The 19,761-nt window shown below is 37.6% G+C and carries 7 protein-coding genes; all 7 read right to left on the bottom strand.

Translation table 11 applies throughout. The annotated features are described in order from the left end of the window. Positions 1–13: 13 nt before the first annotated feature. The 7 genes from cysD to P7V56_RS05705 all read right to left on the bottom strand — a co-directional run bounded on the left by cysD (position 14) and on the right by P7V56_RS05705 (position 19,359). Entirely contained in the window at positions 14–919 is a 906-nt protein-coding gene (gene cysD, locus P7V56_RS05735) for a sulfate adenylyltransferase subunit CysD (RefSeq protein WP_171222716.1), read from the bottom strand. Beyond that, a complete protein-coding gene (gene cysC, locus P7V56_RS05730; protein WP_171222715.1) occupies positions 912–1,517 on the bottom strand; it encodes an adenylyl-sulfate kinase in 606 nt (201 codons plus the stop codon). The genes cysD and cysC overlap by 8 nt, the downstream gene beginning before the upstream one ends. Then, on the bottom strand, positions 1,507–1,968 hold the full coding sequence (locus P7V56_RS05725; RefSeq protein WP_171222714.1) for a DUF2061 domain-containing protein: 462 nt from the start codon (positions 1,966–1,968) through the stop codon (positions 1,507–1,509). The genes cysC and P7V56_RS05725 overlap by 11 nt, the downstream gene beginning before the upstream one ends. Beyond that, a complete protein-coding gene (gene cysQ, locus P7V56_RS05720) occupies positions 1,961–2,785 on the bottom strand; it encodes a 3'(2'),5'-bisphosphate nucleotidase CysQ (RefSeq protein WP_240976659.1) in 825 nt (274 codons plus the stop codon). Before cysQ ends, P7V56_RS05725 begins: the two co-directional genes overlap by 8 nt. 159 nt (positions 2,786–2,944) lie before the next feature. Beyond that, complete coding sequence (locus P7V56_RS05715) at positions 2,945–7,834, bottom strand: lamin tail domain-containing protein (RefSeq protein ID WP_304986254.1); 4,890 nt, start codon at positions 7,832–7,834, stop codon at positions 2,945–2,947. Positions 7,835–8,110: 276 nt separating this feature from the next. Next, positions 8,111–13,519, bottom strand: coding sequence for an InlB B-repeat-containing protein (locus P7V56_RS05710; protein ID WP_304986253.1), 5,409 nt, complete (start codon positions 13,517–13,519; stop codon positions 8,111–8,113). A 428-nt stretch (positions 13,520–13,947) separates the two neighbouring features. After that, a complete protein-coding gene (locus P7V56_RS05705; protein ID WP_304986252.1) occupies positions 13,948–19,359 on the bottom strand; it encodes an InlB B-repeat-containing protein in 5,412 nt (1,803 codons plus the stop codon). Positions 19,360–19,761 lie beyond the last annotated feature (402 nt).

Raw genomic sequence — 19,761 nt, 5'->3', positions numbered from 1 at the left:
TGAAATTGAAATATTAGAAGTAACCTTCTCTTTTTCGGTCTTCCATAGAAGATTCCGAACGCTTGTCATCGGCTCTGTTACCTCTTTCGGTATGACGCAAAGAAGCCACTTCGGCCACGATTTTTTCCAAAGTATCGGCATCGGATTCTATGCCTCCGGTGATGGTAATATCGCCTAAAGTACGGAAGCGAATTTTTTTGGTGATTACTTCTTCTGTACCGTCCAAAATAAGGTATTCAGACTTTGGTATCCAAGAGTTATTACGCCAAAGCACTTCTCTTTCGTGGGCAAAATACAGCGATGGAATGGCAATTTGTTCTCTTTTGATATAATTCCAAACGTCCATTTCCGTCCAATTACTGATAGGAAAAGCGCGGAAGTGTTCGCCTTCAAAATATTTTCCGTTGAGTAAATTCCACAATTCCGGTCTCTGGTTTTTGGGATCCCATTGTCCAAAATCATCCCGATGAGAAAAGAAACGCTCTTTGGCTCTGGCCTTTTCTTCATCACGACGTCCGCCACCAATGGCACAGTCAATCTTGTGCGCTGCAATGGCGTCCAAAAGTGTAGTGGTTTGTAGCGCATTTCTATTGGCATTCTTTCCTCTTTCTTCCAGAACCCTTCCATTATCAATGGATTCTTGTACAGAACCAACCAATAAAGTAGCGCCTAATTCAGCAATTAAATCATCTCTGAACTGAATCGTTTCCGGAAAATTGTGCCCGGTATCAATATGCATTAGGGCAAAAGGTATTTTGGAAGGATAAAAGGCTTTTTTGGCCAAATGTGCTACCACAATTGAATCTTTTCCGCCTGAAAACAAGATAACAGGATTTTGAAATTGTGCCCATACTTCACGCAAGATGAAGATGGCTTCCGACTCTAATTCATCTAAATAATTTAAATAAAATTTACTCATGGTTATAAGATTCTATTTTTTGCTTTACAAAAGTAATCACTTTTGCAACAGCTGATGTTATGCTTTCGTTTTCTGTTTTAATCCAAATATCGGGATTTGCCGGACTTTCAAATGGAGCGTCTATTCCGGTAAAATTTGGGATTAGTCCTTTTCGGGCTTTTTGGTATAATCCTTTCACGTCTCTTTTTTCGCATTCTTCCAAACTAGTATCGATAAAAATCTCTACAAAGTTATTTTTACCAATAATTTCTTTCACCATTTTTCTGTCTTTTTCTAATGGAGAGACAAAAGCGGCAAGGGTTATAATTCCGGCATCAACAAAAAGTTTAGCGATTTCAGCGGTTCTTCGTAGATTTTCATGTCGGTCTTCTTCTGAGAATCCCAATCCAAAATTAATGCCACCTCTTAAATTATCACCGTCTAAGGTGTAAGTTCTACACTGCATTTCATAGAGTTGGGTTTCAACAGCTTCCGCAATAGTAGATTTTCCGGAACCTGATAAACCGGTAAACCACAAAACTAAGGATGGATGTTGATTTAGTTTGTTTCTGGATTCCTTGCTAACCGAATACTGTTGCCGGGTAATATTACTGCTCATTGCTCACCGGGATAGTTTGTGTGATGGTTTCTTCTTTTTTGGGCAAGCCAAATTTACTGCGATACCAAACACGTTCGTGTAAATAGTACAATATCATTTTAGTAGAAATCTCGGCTAATCCAACTTTCAATCCAATAAATGGATTTCCGGAAATAATCCAAGCTACCAACATGGTGTCTATGGTTCCAACCATACGCCAAGTAACTGTTTTAGCAATATGTCGTTTTCTGCTTTCTCTTAATATGCCGTCTTTGGAAAGGTTTATTTTGAACCAAACTCTTTCGTGCAAGTAATAAAGAAACATTTTAGTAGCCAATTCCGAGAGCCCAATTTTAAGGCCTATCATAGGATTACCAGAGATTAACCAAGCCAATAACATGGTATCAATGGTGCCTACAAGACGCCAAGTGATTGCTTTAGCAACATGTCGTTTATGTGATTGATCAATCATTGGTTACTGAAAAATAAGGATTTAAAAGATTCTCTTTATTGTATTGTAGTTCCCCATCGGAATTTTGTTGTCTGACTTTTAAACCAACAGCATTACATATAGCATGTCCGGCAGCGATGTCCCATTCCATTGTTGGCGCAAATCTCGGATAAGCATCAGCCGAACCTTCGGCTACCAAACATAACTTTAATGAACTTCCTTTGGATATAATATCAATTTTTTGGTTGGTCTTTTCTTTTAATTGATCAACAAAAAGTAAGGTGTCGTCATTCATATGAGATCTACTACCAACAACTCTGTAAACTTCTTGATCTTTTTTAGGAGCAATTGGAACGCTGTTATTACGCACCGTTTCCAGAGAATCACCGGAGTTGACTTTGGCCTTATAACCCTTTGAATCAAATACATTACCATAATACAACTCATTCAGTGCCGGTGCAAAAATAACGCCCATCAAAGGTTTACCATCCTCCACCAAGGCAATATTTACTGTAAACTCATCATTTTTTTTAATGAATTCCTTAGTGCCGTCTAAAGGATCTACAATCCAACAACACTGCCAATCCTTCCGCGCCTCATAAGGTAATTGACGCGATTCTTCACTTATGATAGGAATCAATGTCTTCTTTAAAATTTGCTCAATTTTTACATTAGCCTCTTGATCGGCTATAGTCAAAGGAGACTCGTCTTCTTTGAAAGCTACTTTAAAATCTTTATTGTAAATTTCAATTATAACTGAACCTGCCGCTAAAACAGCTTCAATTGCAATATCCTGAAGTTTTAAAATTTCCTTTTTTGAAAACATTAATTGTGACATTTTTTCACTTGCGTACAAATGTAATTTTATTTAACGCTCTTTCAAATTAAAACTTTAAAAAATAACAAACATTTCATTTTAGTAATAAAAAATCCCCATCTCATTCACGAGACAGGGATTTTTTTAAACAGTTCGTACTCTACATTCAGTACTTCAAATTTATCTTTTCACCACACGAAGTGTTTTTACCACTTCATCTTGGGTGATGATTACGTTGTAAACACCACTCGGGTATTGGTCGCCTAAGATACCTTTCTTCATTTCTGATACCGAAACCGTTCTTTGGTCAACCAATCTTCCAACCATATCAAATACTTTGATTCCAAAATCAGTTTGACTTGAAGTCTCAACAGCTAAAGTGAAGTTTGTAGTAAACGGATTCGGATAAATCGTTGCCTCAAATCCTAAATCCATTGCCGGTGTTGCTTTAGCAGCAAATGCCGGAGTAGTTACCGCACAATCTTTTCCGTAAGGACCAAACTCTCCAAACAACTCAACTGAAACTGTAACAACATAAGTAGTCGACGGCAATAAACCGGTAAACTGATTTAAGGTTACATAATTATTCGGGCTATCAACTGATTGACTATAAACAGGCACTTCAGGGGTTGGCGACATTTCATCAAATAATTCCAAACGGAAACGGTATTGAGTAGCTCCCGTTACTATACCTGAATAAATATATTGTGACATCGATGGTGTAAAATCAACAAGATTACACTGGGCATCAACCATTCCTGTAGTTGGAAATTCCGGAGTAAACACTGAACAAGCTATCGGACTCCAATCTGAAAACTGGGTTCCGGGAACTGTACCAGGAGTATTGACACGGTAACGAACCGATACCGAATATTCTTTACCTAATCCGATATATAAATTTTCCAACATAGTCAATCTAAAGTAAGGAACAACTCTTTGAATGGTCTCCTCAGTAACAGCAGGAGTGGTTTCTCCGGGTGCTACGATACGGGTTACTCTAAATTCATAAAGATTGGCGCTTCCTAAACCAACTGTTGAATAAACAAATGCATTGATAGAAGCCATTGTTTGATCACATTGCGTACCTACCACTTGAACTGTAGGCAAACTTGGAGTAGTAATAGTACATTGTGTACTGTAACTTGATCTGATTTCACTACCAAAACTATTATAACCATAACGAGATCTTACTTTATATGTAGTACCATAAGTTACCGGTATTGACAATGAGGTCAATCGGAAATAAGGCGCGGTAGTCGTATAAACTTGTGTATGCGTTGGTAAACCTTCTACTTCGCGAATCACTTCAAAATCATACAACTGAACTACTGCAGGACCATTACTGGCATAGATATAAGAATTAATCGCGCTCAAAGTTTGATTACACTGGTTATTTGAAATTTGTGAAACAGTAGTAATAACCGGTGCTGCCGGGGTAGTAAACGTAGCGGTATTACCATTATAAGGTTGCTCTTCACCGTTGACAATAGCAGTGGCTTGCACTTCATAAGTAGCTGAATAAGCCGCAATAGCTAAAGATGAAATAGCAAAAGTACGCGTAACACTTTCAAACTCAACCGGAGCAGCTGGTGGTGAAGTTCTGGTTACTCTGAATTTGTGTACAACAGAAGCCCCTGAATATGGAGTCGTATTAGTAGCTACTGAACACTCAATTGGACTGGTCATCGAAGCCAAAGCACCACTTGGAGTAGTTACATCTGAAACAACAGGAGCATGACCGTTAAATATAGAACCGTCACAATCGTCATCTTCACCATTGAAGTTAACTTCAGTAGCACCAGGATTAATAGTATCATCAGTATCATCACAATCTTCATCATTAGTAGCAAAACCGGTTGGCGCTACTAAAGCACTTGAAGAACATTCCATACTACTTGTAGTACTTCCGTAACCATCGCCATCTGAATCAACATAGAATAAATATCTCGATTGAACAGCGATTGAAGCTGTATTATTGGCGGTAACTGTCAAAATCGGACTGGTAATATCAGTTCTTTCAACTTGGGTAACTGTAAGGATTTGTCCGTTTAAGGAAGCCGGTAATGTTACTGCAAAGGTCGCAAAACCTGAAATATTAGCTACAACATTGGTAACCATTTGAGGAGCACCACCATTAATGTTATAAGTAATCGTAGAAGTGCTGTTTGGCAATAAACCGGTAACATTAAATGTTCCTTCACTGCCATCACAAACCTCTTCTGCACCACTTTGAGCAACACTGCCAAAAGTTGGTGGCGTGGCATCTGTCGTAACAGTTACTACATCTGAATTGGCTGATGTACTGTTGGTACTCGTAGCTCTAACTCTATAGTAATAATTGGTACTACCTTCTAAACCAGTAACCGGATAAGAAGTTCCTGCAACCGATTGGTTTTCAATAATAAATGATGGGTTTACGTTGTTAACGGCATGCAAACCTAAATCAGTTGTTTGATTGGTAGCATTATAAGTAAAACTTGAAACTGTCCATTCTGAGTCGGTCGTATTAGTACCGGCAGAAGCTGTCCAATTGGTATTACCAACAAGTACAGTTGGTTTTCTGATTAAGATTTTATCAACGGTAGCATTGGCTGTTCCGGCTACTGACCAACCAGTTCCCGGATCAACGCCACTAGTTCCAACCGCATCAATCAAAGTAAATGTTGTTCCTGAACCGCCATTCCAAGCTAATCCGGTAGCATCATCACCATTGAAAGTTAAGAAGGTGTTGTATAAATTAGCCCCAATGACATCAGTTGCATTATTAGCAATCACATAAGTTGCCCCATTAGCTAAAGTTCCTGTTAAAGACAAAGGAATTGATGGAGTTACATTATCGGTTTGAAAATTCCAATTACTTCCGTTTGCATTTTTCCATATTTGGTAATTAGCCAAATCTACTGTTTGTCCAGTACCATTATAAATTTCAATATATTTTTTATTTCCACCGCTTCCTTCTCCATATTCAGTAATCAATAAATTAGAAAGTGGATTTGTAATACTGAACGTTGGTGAAGTACTCACATCCAATCTGTATTCGTCAGCTCCGTCAACTGATTCCCAATTAGCTGTAAAGCTATCATAAGAAACAGGGGCACCCGGCAAATCATTTGGTGCCGCTAATTGAGCAGTAGTAAAACTTAACTCATCTCCAAAGGCCACATCAACATCATCAATAGCAAAAGCTCTATAGTAATAAGTTGTATTAGGTTCCAAACCTGATAAAGTGTAGGGAAGTGCATCAGTTATGGTTTGACTAACGGTGAAAGTAGCACTGGTACTATACTCAATTCCATATGTAACCGGAGAACATCCAATTACAAAGGTTCCCGCATTGAAAGTAGCAGAAAGAGCAGTAATATCAGTAGCTGCTGCAGTTGTTACTCCCGAAACTACTGTATTTACAGCCGTACCGGTAACTGAAAACTCAAATGGCAAGTCTAGTCCGCCACCTGTAATAGAGAAAACATCACCCGCAAGCGTTAATTCTTCAATTGGGGCAAATTTTACCCAAACAATTTGATTGGATAATGAAGTACCACTATTTGGAATGGTTAATGAAGCAGAATAAGTACCGTTTTCAGTTAAGGAATATGTAATAACAGTATCAGCTCTTGAAGAGGAAACAGTCAAATCTGTACTGTTAAGGTTGAACCCGTTAAAAGTAAAACTGGCTTTAGCTTCAGTATTAATACAAATACTTCCAAAAGCAGGTGTACCTGATGTTAAAACTAAATTCGCTGCCGTAACCGTATCGGTAGTTCCTGTGCCTGCTGTACCAAAAGCGGTTTCAACATTAGCGCCGTTTCTGGCTTTTACAGCAAAAGAGTACAATGTGCTTGATAATAAACCGGTAACGGTTTTAGTTCCCCATGCAGCAGCCGTTTGCCATACAGCACCTGCAGCTAAGCTTCCGTCGGCTTGAACATAATTCCCGCCGTTAGCTTGAATAGCATATTCAGTTGTAGATGGATTACCATCACTTCCTCCAATAGTAACATTCAAAGAGGTTGTAGTTGGAGTATCAACCGTAGGGGTTGTTGGCACATTGGCTAAAGTATAAAAACTAGAAGCTGTTCCATAACCTGTTCCTTGTGAATTGATAGCATAAGCATTATAATAATAAAGTGTATTTACACTCAAAACACTACCGGTAGATTTTGAAAAGGCACCAGTACCAGTACTTGGTGTATCTGTAGCCAACTGAGTAGCGCCTTCATCAATAGTTGGCGTAGCATCGGTAGTAGAATAAACCGAACCGTTCCCTGTAATGTCAGCACCATTGGTCGCAGTAACGTTTCCGGCCAAAGTAGCCGAAGTAGTACTGTTAACAACCGCAGCCGTAGTAGTCACTGTTGGTGCAGACAGTGCAGCAACAGCTGTTAAGCTAAAATTATCAACTGCATTACCCGCATCAGATCCAGAATTATCAGAATCTACCCAACGTAAGTAAAAAGTTGCACCAGGAGCTATCGGTGTGCTTGGAGTATAAGTTCCTCCAATACCGGCTACTCTATTAGCACCGGCATTTCCATCAAGAGGTCCAGCGGTTCCAACAGTAACTGGTGGAACAAAATTATAAGAAGAGCCCATTGCTGTGTAAGTAGTACCATTAGCACTATATTGTAATACTAAACCAGTATCAACACTTGCTGTTTGACCAAGTCGCCACTGTTCACCATCATATGAAATGATTATTGAAGCAATAGTACTACCTGAATTATTGGTAAATCTAACTTCTGTATTCCTAAGTGTACTACTTGAGCAAAGAGACCCAAGTGCTCTTTCACCAGAACCGGAAGATCCAAAATTATAATTTCCTCCACCATTTGCACTCCCTGTTCCTGCAACAACAGTTGTTCCGTTTGCAGTTGTTCCTGTACCTACAAACCAGTTTGTTGGAGTTGTAGTTCCTGTTGCACCCATACCATCAAAATTTTGTGTAAGTGGAGTACCAGTAGTAGTAATACTAACCTGCCCATATCCTTTTCCGGACAAAAGCAGCAATAACATTGTAAAACTCAAGAAAAAAAATTGCTGAATTTTTCTAAAATGTAAAGTGTTTTTCATATTTATTTAATAAGAATTGAACAACAAAAATAAATAGAATTAGAGGGAAAAAAAGAAAAAGATATTAACTAATTGTTAACCAGTCAAAAACATTCCGTTGGTCGATTTTTTTGCACAGTTGGTCGGTCAAAATAAGACTCCTTAAAAAATTAAAAGTAAGAATTTTATCTATTAAAAAACTTAACCCAATACCCAAAAAAAAATCCCCGCCATAAAGCGAGGATTCCTTTTTCAATAATTTAAAATTTACATTCTCATTCCCATTCTGGAGGGAAATTATCTTTTCACCACACGAAGTGTTTTTACCACTTCATCTTGGGTGATGATTACGTTGTAAACACCACTCGGGTATTGGTCGCCTAAGATACCTTTCTTCATTTCTGATACCGAAACCGTTCTTTGGTCAACCAATCTTCCAACCATATCAAATACTTTGATTCCAAAATCAGTTTGACTTGAAGTCTCAACAGCTAAAGTGAAGTTTGTAGTAAACGGATTCGGATAAATCGTTGCCTCAAATCCTAAATCCATTGCCGGTGTTGCTTTAGCAGCAAATGCCGGAGTAGTTACCGCACAATCTTTTCCGTAAGGACCAAACTCTCCAAACAACTCAACTGAAACTGTAACAACATAAGTAGTCGACGGCAATAAACCGGTAAACTGATTTAAGGTTACATAATTATTCGGGCTATCAACTGATTGACTATAAACAGGCACTTCAGGGGTTGGCGACATTTCATCAAATAATTCCAAACGGAAACGGTATTGAGTAGCTCCCGTTACTATACCTGAATAAATATATTGTGACATCGATGGTGTAAAATCAACAAGATTACACTGGGCATCAACCATTCCTGTAGTTGGAAATTCCGGAGTAAACACTGAACAAGCTATCGGACTCCAATCTGAAAACTGGGTTCCGGGAACTGTACCAGGAGTATTGACACGGTAACGAACCGATACCGAATATTCTTTACCTAATCCGATATATAAATTTTCCAACATAGTCAATCTAAAGTAAGGAACAATTCTTTGAATGGTCTCCTCAGTAACAGCAGGAGTGGTTTCTCCGGGTGCTACGATACGGGTTACTCTAAATTCATAAAGATTGGCGCTTCCTAAACCAACTGTTGAATAAACAAATGCATTGATAGAAGCCATTGTTTGATCACATTGCGTACCTACCACTTGAACTGTAGGCAAACTTGGAGTAGTAATAGTACATTGTGTACTGTAACTTGATCTGATTTCACTACCAAAACTATTATAACCATAACGAGATCTTACTTTATATGTAGTACCATAAGTTACCGGTATTGACAATGAGGTCAATCGGAAATAAGGCGCGGTAGTCGTATAAACTTGTGTATGCGTTGGTAAACCTTCTACTTCGCGAATCACTTCAAAATCATACAACTGAACTACTGCAGGACCATTACTGGCATAGATATAAGAATTAATCGCGCTCAAAGTTTGATTACACTGGTTATTTGAAATTTGTGAAACAGTAGTAATAACCGGTGCTGCCGGGGTAGTAAACGTAGCGGTATTACCATTATAAGGTTGCTCTTCACCGTTGACAATAGCAGTGGCTTGCACTTCATAAGTAGCTGAATAAGCCGCAATAGCTAAAGATGAAATAGCAAAAGTACGCGTAGCACTTTCAAACTCAACCGGAGCAGCCGGTGGTGAAGTTCTGGTTACTCTGAATTTGTGTACAACAGAAGCCCCTGAATATGGAGTCGTATTAGTAGCTACTGAACACTCAATTGGACTGGTCATCGAAGCCAAAGCACCACTTGGAGTAGTTACATCTGAAACAACCGGTGCATGACCGTTAAATATAGAACCGTCACAATCGTCATCTTCACCGTTGAAGTTAACTTCTGTAGCATCAGGATTAATAGTATCATCAGTATCATCGCAATCTTCAGTACTCGCTGTCAACTCTGAAAGCAATTTACCATTAATTGGACGATCACATTGTGTCACAGTCGCAACACTAGATGGATAACCATCATTATCCGCATCGGTATACCAAGTAGGTTGAGCGGTTACAGTAATTGTTAGAATACCACTCAACATTCTATAGCATCCACTTGTTGGATTGGTTGCTTTAACTGTAAAATTTGTAGTTTCATTCAAGTCACCCGTACTAAAAATCAAAGGGTTGCTAGCTCCAACTTGGGAATCCCCAAAGGGTTGATTTTCTTTGAAAAGTTGGTAACTAATGCCTATTTCAGGATTTGTAATCCTAATATTAGTTGATGTATTTTCACAAACTGAATCCATTTCAGAGTCAATAAATAAATTATATACACTATTAATTTCTTCTGGTGTCCTTTTTTTATTTGACACGTGAAATTCATCCAAATAAAACTCATTTGTAGTTCCCCAATACGGAACATAAATGCTGTAGTTCCCGTTTGCAGAAGGACTAAATGCACTTGTGTTTATTACATCTGCAACACCATTGATATAAATAATATTATTATTGTTTCCCCAGGTAATTGTTATACGCGTCCACGTATTTAATGGTATGGAGGCATTACTGGAAAATGAACCTGTAGGCCATGCGCCAACATCAATTTTTCCGGCAGCATTAATTCGTGAATGAAATACATGTCCGGCTCCTGGATAGGAAGTAGCTCCCGTATTCCAATTAATATTAGCAAGTGGAATATTGTACGCTTTGGCATAAATCCAAAAATCAATAGTACCTGAACTGCTTAGGTTTGCATTATAGTTATAACGAATCCAATTATTGTTTTTGAATTCGGCTGCAGCACCCATTCCATTCATGCTCGGTACATAATTAATAGACCCATATAGTTGACCCGTAGTAGCAGCATTAAAATGGTCTAAAATAATAGTGTTGGCATCTGCAGTTATTTCACTCAGTTGATTTTCATTAGTATCTATTGGCAGTGAATTTACAGTGACAACTAACTCCGAACTTGCACTACTGGAACCACAAATACTGTTGGCTTTTACAGATAAGGTTCCCGTATCACCCGCTGTTACAGTAATGCTATTTGTTGTACTATTACCACTCCAACCAGACGGTAAAGTCCAGGTATAACTTGAAGCATTTGGATCATTAATAACCGAATACGTTGCTGTAGCACCTGGACAAACTATAGCATTACCAGATATGGAAGAAGGTGTATTTGGAGTTACACATACAAATGTTGCAGTTACAGATTTTGCTGAATTCATGGTTAAAACACAAGGCTCAATACCCGTACAAGGCCCTGACCATCCGTTAAACTGATATCCGAGATTTGGAGCAGCAGTTAAAGTAACTTGTGTTCCAATTGTATATTCAGCTGTACATATTGAAGGACAGTTAATACCAGTTGGACTAGTTGTAATAGTTCCTCCGCTATGCCATGTGCCTTCACTAAAATGAGAACCAATATAAAGGACATTTAATGTATATTTAATTACATTGAATTGAGCATTTATTGATTTTGCAGCATCCATTGTAACATTTATTGTAGCCGAACTTGAAGATACAGCTCCGGACCAACCTACAAATGTTGACGTTGCATCCGAAATAGCTGTTAAAGTTACCATTTGATTGGCATCATAATTTGCTGTACATGTTGATCCACAAGAAATTCCTGTAGGAGAACTTGTTACGGTTCCTCCACCAGTTCCTGATCTAGTAATCGTAAGCGGATATGTAAAACGGGCATTTACTGTTTTTGCAGCATCAATAGTTACAGTACACGGACCTGTTCCTGAGCAAGCTCCAGTCCATCCTGCAAATATTGCCCCCGAACTAGGTATTGCATTAAGCTGTACATTCATACCAAATTCATAATTTGCGGTACAATTTAATCCACAATTAATACCTGCAGGAGTACTTGATACAGTTCCTCCTCCAGAGTTTGAAATCGTTAAAGGAAATTGTGCTCTGCCAAAGTTTGCAGTTATAGATTTCGCAGCATCCATTGTTACACTTATTGTTGCATCATTTCCAGAAGTTCCACCTCCTGACCATCCAGTAAATACAGAGCCGTAACTTGGTACAGCTGTCAATGTCACCACTGTATCAATTGCAAATGCTGAAGAACATGTACTTCCGCAATTAATTCCAGCTGGAGAACTTGAAATTGTTCCAACACCAGCTCCAGCTTTTGTTACTGTTAATAAAAATTCATTTACTTGAATTCCGTCAAATGTAGCAGTTACTGATTTTGCACTATCCATTGTAACGGTGCATGTCAACTCCGTACCTGTGCACGATCCACCCCATCCTAAAAAAGTTGCTCCGGAATTTGGAATTGCAGTAAGAGTTACAGTAGCTCCAATATCAAAATTTGCTATACAGCTACTACCACAACTAATTCCGGCTGGTGTACTTATTATATTTCCATTTCCAATATTTGAAATGGTTAAAGGAAATTGAGCTTCGCCAAAGTTAGCTGTAATTGATTTAGCAACATCCATAGTAACATTTATAGATGCATCAGTTCCTACATAGGCACCTGTCCAACCTAAAAATACCGAACCTAAACTTGGCACAGCTGTCAATGTTACTTGTGTATTTATAGAGAAATCAAAAGTACATGTACTTCCACAGTCAATTCCTGCTGGACTTGAAACAACTGAACCTGCGCCGGCTCCAGCTTTTGTTACCGTTAATTGAACTGTAGTAGCACAAGTAGTGGAATAAATCGCAGCAGCATCTTTTGTCCATGCTTCATTTGAATTAGCCGCAGATACATCAGCTACTTTTATACAAGTTAAACCTGAATTGCCTATGCAATTCAATTGATATAGTGAGCTTAATCCACTAACATCTAGAGAAGTTAAATTATTGTTTAAACAGAATAAATATACTAAAGTTGTTAAACCATTCAAATTTAAAGATGTTAAGGAATTTGAACGACAATTAAGCAAATTTAATGAAGGCAAACCACTTAAGTTTAAACTAGTTAATGCGTTCTCATAACAAAGCAAATAGTTCAATGCTGTGTCGTTTGTAAAGGTTAACGAGGCTAATTGCGGATTGTATGCAGCTTCAAAATTTGTTAAATTGGGCAAGTTGGACACCGTAAAAGAAGTTAAAATTGCATTGCTAACAAGAGTAATTTCTATTAAGCCAATACATCCAGTTATTTGAACTGAATTTAATAAGTTGTTTCCACCCAAATACAAACGCTGTAATGCACTACAGTTCGTTAAATTCAAATTGGTTAATGTAGCAATATAAATATTGTGAGCATTAGAAAATCCGGAATAACCATTTATAGTCGACAGCAGTGTACAATCCGAGGCATTAAAAACAGCTATAGGATTACCTGTAAAACTTAAATTAGTTAATGCAGTACAAGATGAAACATCTAAATTGGTTATTGCATTATTGCTACAAGATAATGATTGTAAACTACTCAACCCTGTTAGATTTAAACTCGTTAATGAGTTCCCCGAACAATCTAAAATCTGCAGATTTGTAAAGCTGCTGATTCCAGTCATGTTGGTAATCCCGTAGGATTGAACATTTAAACTAGTAACCTCCAATGCCTCGCTGGTTTGTATCAGAGTATCGGAATTAGTATCCACTCCATTAGCAATCAAAGCTGCATGAAAATTAACGTCAGTGATGGTTACTGTTTGAGCTTTTACTGCCGCCATCGTAAAGATGAATAAACAGAATAAAATAATTTTCCTCATAATTAAATAATTAAATAAACACCTACTCTCTTTCAAGATTTTCGGTTTCCTCTTTAGCAAACCAATCTTTGCCTACCTAAAGTTACTTCACTAATAGTAACTAAACCTATGACATTTATCATCTGTCATATTAGATACTTTATTCTAATTAATTTAGATTTATTCTTGAGTAGCGTTAAATAGAAATAGCAGAAAACAGAATAATTAACCCATTAGGCTTTATACTTTTTCAATAGATAATTGTTAGGAATTTATAACCCTTAGCTGAGTTTAACCTGAGTAAAAGAATTGAAGGAATCATCCTCAATCATTCTCGCGTTGATGGGAACTCAACTTAAATAAAAAAATCCCCGCCATAAAGCGAGGATTCTTTTTCAATAAGTTAAAATTTATATTGTCATTCCCGTTAAGGCGGAAACCATATTTATTTATCGTTTAACCACGCGAAGTGTCTTAACAACACCATCTTGGGTAACAACCACATTGTAAACACCACTTGGGTATTTATCACCAATAGAAATATTTTTCAATTCAGCAACATTCAATGAGTTTTGGTCAACCAAACGACCTACCATATCAAATACTTTAATCCCAATTGATGACTGACTTGAAGTTTTAACACCTAAGGTAAAGTTATTGGCAAATGGATTCGGATAAGCGGTGGCTTCAAAACTTGAACTTACAAAGGTTGTGGCAGTCTTAGCAGCAAATGCCGGAGTAGTTACCGCACAATCTTTTCCGTAAGGACCAAACTCTCCAAACAACTCAACTGAAACTGTAACAACATAAGTAGTCGACGGCAATAAACCGGTAAACTGATTTAAGGTTACGTAATTATTCGGGCTATCAACTGACTGACTATAAACAGGCACTTCAGGGGTTGGCGACATTTCATCAAATAATTCCAAACGGAAACGGTATTGAGTAGCTCCCGTTACTATACCTGAATAAATATATTGTGACATCGATGGTGTAAAATCAACAAGATTACACTGGGCATCAACCATTCCTGTAGTTGGAAATTCCGGAGTAAACACTGAACAAGCTATCGGACTCCAATCTGAAAACTGGGTTCCGGGAACTGTACCAGGAGTATTGACACGGTAACGAACCGATACCGAATATTCTTTACCTAATCCGATATATAAATTTTCCAACATAGTCAATCTAAAGTAAGGAACAATTCTTTGAATGGTCTCCTCAGTAACAGCAGGAGTGGTTTCTCCGGGTGCTACGATACGGGTTACTCTAAATTCATAAAGATTGGCGCTTCCTAAACCAACTGTTGAATAAACAAATGCATTGATAGAAGCCATTGTTTGATCACATTGCGTACCTACCACTTGAACTGTAGGCAAACTTGGAGTAGTAATAGTACATTGTGTACTGTAACTTGATCTGATTTCACTACCAAAACTATTATAACCATAACGAGATCTTACTTTATATGTAGTACCATAAGTTACCGGTATTGACAATGAGGTCAATCGGAAATAAGGCGCGGTAGTCGTATAAACTTGTGTATGCGTTGGTAAACCTTCTACTTCGCGAATCACTTCAAAATCATACAACTGAACTACTGCAGGACCATTACTGGCATAGATATAAGAATTAATCGCGCTCAAAGTTTGATTACACTGGTTATTTGAAATTTGTGAAACAGTAGTAATAACCGGTGCTGCCGGGGTAGTAAACGTAGCGGTATTACCATTATAAGGTTGCTCTTCACCGTTGACAATAGCAGTGGCTTGCACTTCATAAGTAGCTGAATAAGCCGCAATAGCTAAAGATGAAATAGCAAAAGTACGCGTAGCACTTTCAAACTCAACCGGAGCAGCCGGTGGTGAAGTTCTGGTTACTCTGAATTTGTGTACAACAGAAGCCCCTGAATATGGAGTCGTATTAGTAGCTACTGAACACTCAATTGGACTGGTCATCGAAGCCAAAGCACCACTTGGAGTAGTTACATCTGAAACAACCGGTGCATGACCGTTAAATATAGAACCGTCACAATCGTCATCTTCACCGTTGAAGTTAACTTCTGTAGCATCAGGATTAATAGTATCATCAGTATCATCGCAATCTTCAGTACTCGCTGTCAACTCTGAAAGCAATTTACCATTAATTGGACGATCACATTGTGTCACAGTCGCAACACTAGATGGATAACCATCATTATCCGCATCGGTATACCAAGTAGGTTGAGCGGTTACAGTAATTGTTAGAATACCACTCAACATTCTATAGCATCCACTTGTTGGATTGGTTGCTTTAACTGTAAAATTTGTAGTTTCATTCAAGTCACCCGTACTAAAAATCAAAGGGTTGCTAGCTCCAACTTGGGAATCCCCAAAGGGTTGATTTTCTTTGAAAAGTTGGTAACTAATGCCTATTTCAGGATTTGTAATCCTAATATTAGTTGATGTATTTTCACAAACTGAATCCATTTCAGAGTCAATAAATAAATTATATACACTATTAATTTCTTCTGGTGTCCTTTTTTTATTTGACACGTGAAATTCATCCAAATAAAACTCATTTGTAGTTCCCCAATACGGAACATAAATGCTGTAGTTCCCGTTTGCAGAAGGACTAAATGCACTTGTGTTTATTACATCTGCAACACCATTGATATAAATAATATTATTATTGTTTCCCCAGGTAATTGTTATACGCGTCCACGTATTTAATGGTATGGAGGCATTACTGGAAAATGAACCTGTAGGCCATGCGCCAACATCAATTTTTCCGGCAGCATTAATTCGTGAATGAAATACATGTCCGGCTCCTGGATAGGAAGTAGCTCCCGTATTCCAATTAATATTAGCAAGTGGAATATTGTACGCTTTGGCATAAATCCAAAAATCAATAGTACCTGAACTGCTTAGGTTTGCATTATAGTTATAACGAATCCAATTATTGTTTTTGAATTCGGCTGCAGCACCCATTCCATTCATGCTCGGTACATAATTAATAGACCCATATAGTTGACCCGTAGTAGCAGCATTAAAATGGTCTAAAATAATAGTGTTGGCATCTGCAGTTATTTCACTCAGTTGATTTTCATTAGTATCTATTGGCAGTGAATTTACAGTGACAACTAACTCCGAACTTGCACTACTGGAACCACAAATACTGTTGGCTTTTACAGATAAGGTTCCCGTATCACCCGCTGTTACAGTAATGCTATTTGTTGTACTATTACCACTCCAACCAGACGGTAAAGTCCAGGTATAACTTGAAGCATTTGGATCATTAATAACCGAATACGTTGCTGTAGCACCTGGACAAACTATAGCATTACCAGATATGGAAGAAGGTGTATTTGGAGTTACACATACAAATGTTGCAGTTACAGATTTTGCTGAATTCATGGTTAAAACACAAGGCTCAATACCCGTACAAGGCCCTGACCATCCGTTAAACTGATATCCGAGATTTGGAGCAGCAGTTAAAGTAACTTGTGTTCCAATTGTATATTCAGCTGTACATATTGAAGGACAGTTAATACCAGTTGGACTAGTTGTAATAGTTCCTCCGCTATGCCATGTGCCTTCACTAAAATGAGAACCAATATAAAGGACATTTAATGTATATTTAATTACATTGAATTGAGCATTTATTGATTTTGCAGCATCCATTGTAACATTTATTGTAGCCGAACTTGAAGATACAGCTCCGGACCAACCTACAAATGTTGACGTTGCATCCGAAATAGCTGTTAAAGTTACCATTTGATTGGCATCATAATTTGCTGTACATGTTGATCCACAAGAAATTCCTGTAGGAGAACTTGTTACGGTTCCTCCACCAGTTCCTGATCTAGTAATCGTAAGCGGATATGTAAAACGGGCATTTACTGTTTTTGCAGCATCAATAGTTACAGTACACGGACCTGTTCCTGAGCAAGCTCCAGTCCATCCTGCAAATATTGCCCCCGAACTAGGTATTGCATTAAGCTGTACATTCATACCAAATTCATAATTTGCGGTACAATTTAATCCACAATTAATACCTGCAGGAGTACTTGATACAGTTCCTCCTCCAGAGTTTGAAATCGTTAAAGGAAATTGTGCTCTGCCAAAGTTTGCAGTTATAGATTTCGCAGCATCCATTGTTACACTTATTGTTGCATCATTTCCAGAAGTTCCACCTCCTGACCATCCAGTAAATACAGAGCCGTAACTTGGTACAGCTGTCAATGTCACCACTGTATCAATTGCAAATGCTGAAGAACATGTACTTCCGCAATTAATTCCAGCTGGAGAACTTGAAATTGTTCCAACACCAGCTCCAGCTTTTGTTACTGTTAATAAAAATTCATTTACTTGAATTCCGTCAAATGTAGCAGTTACTGATTTTGCACTATCCATTGTAACGGTGCATGTCAACTCCGTACCTGTGCACGATCCACCCCATCCTAAAAAAGTTGCTCCGGAATTTGGAATTGCAGTAAGAGTTACAGTAGCTCCAATATCAAAATTTGCTATACAGCTACTACCACAACTAATTCCGGCTGGTGTACTTATTATATTTCCATTTCCAATATTTGAAATGGTTAAAGGAAATTGAGCTTCGCCAAAGTTAGCTGTAATTGATTTAGCAACATCCATAGTAACATTTATAGATGCATCAGTTCCTACATAGGCACCTGTCCAACCTAAAAATACCGAACCTAAACTTGGCACAGCTGTCAATGTTACTTGTGTATTTATAGAGAAATCAAAAGTACATGTACTTCCACAGTCAATTCCTGCTGGACTTGAAACAACTGAACCTGCGCCGGCTCCAGCTTTTGTTACCGTTAATTGAACTGTAGTAGCACAAGTAGTGGAATAAATCGCAGCAGCATCTTTTGTCCATGCTTCATTTGAATTAGCCGCAGATACATCAGCTACTTTTATACAAGTTAAACCTGAATTGCCTATGCAATTCAATTGATATAGTGAGCTTAATCCACTAACATCTAGAGAAGTTAAATTATTGTTTAAACAGAATAAATATACTAAAGTTGTTAAACCATTCAAATTTAAAGATGTTAAGGAATTTGAACGACAATTAAGCAAATTTAATGAAGGCAAACCACTTAAGTTTAAACTAGTTAATGCGTTCTCATAACAAAGCAAATAGTTCAATGCTGTGTCGTTTGTAAAGGTTAACGAGGCTAATTGCGGATTGTATGCAGCTTCAAAATTTGTTAAATTGGGCAAGTTGGACACCGTAAAAGAAGTTAAAATTGCATTGCTAACAAGAGTAATTTCTATTAAGCCAATACATCCAGTTATTTGAACTGAATTTAATAAGTTGTTTCCACCCAAATACAAACGCTGTAATGCACTACAGTTCGTTAAATTCAAATTGGTTAATGTAGCAATATAAATATTGTGAGCATTAGAAAATCCGGAATAACCATTTATAGTCGACAGCAGTGTACAATCCGAGGCATTAAAAACAGCTATAGGATTACCTGTAAAACTTAAATTAGTTAATGCAGTACAAGATGAAACATCTAAATTGGTTATTGCATTATTGCTACAAGATAATGATTGTAAACTACTCAACCCTGTTAGATTTAAACTCGTTAATGAGTTCCCCGAACAATCTAAAATCTGCAGATTTGTAAAGCTGCTGATTCCAGTCATGTTGGTAATCCCGTAGGATTGAACATTTAAACTAGTAACCTCCAATGCCTCGCTGGTTTGTATCAGAGTATCGGAATTAGTATCCACTCCATTAGCAATCAAAGCTGCATGAAAATTAACGTCAGTGATGGTTACTGTTTGAGCTTTTACTGCCGCCATCGTAAAGATGAATAAACAGAATAAAATAATTTTCCTCATAATTAAATAATTAAATAAACACCTACTCTCTTTCAAGATTTTCGGTTTCCTCTTTAGCAAACCAATCTTTGCCTACCTAAAGTTACTTCACTAATAGTAACTAAACCTATGACATTTATCATCTGTCATATTAGATACTTTATTCTAATTAATTTAGATTTATTCTTGAGTAGCGTTAAATAGAAATAGCAGAAAACAGAATAATTAACCCATTAGGCTTTATACTTTTTCAATAGATAATTGTTAGGAATTTATAACCCTTAGCTGAGTTTAACCTGAGTAAAAGAATTGAAGGAATCATCCTCAATCATTCTCGCGTTGATGGGAACTCAACTTAAATAAAAAAATCCCCGCCATAAAGCGAGGATTCTTTTTCAATAAGTTAAAATTTATATTGTCATT

This window comes from Flavobacterium sp. IMCC34852, assembly GCF_030643905.1.
GTDB lineage: Bacteria > Bacteroidota > Bacteroidia > Flavobacteriales > Flavobacteriaceae > Flavobacterium > Flavobacterium rivulicola.
The sequence above is the reverse complement of the archived record's forward strand: the minus strand, read 5'-3'. Positions and strand labels throughout refer to the sequence as shown.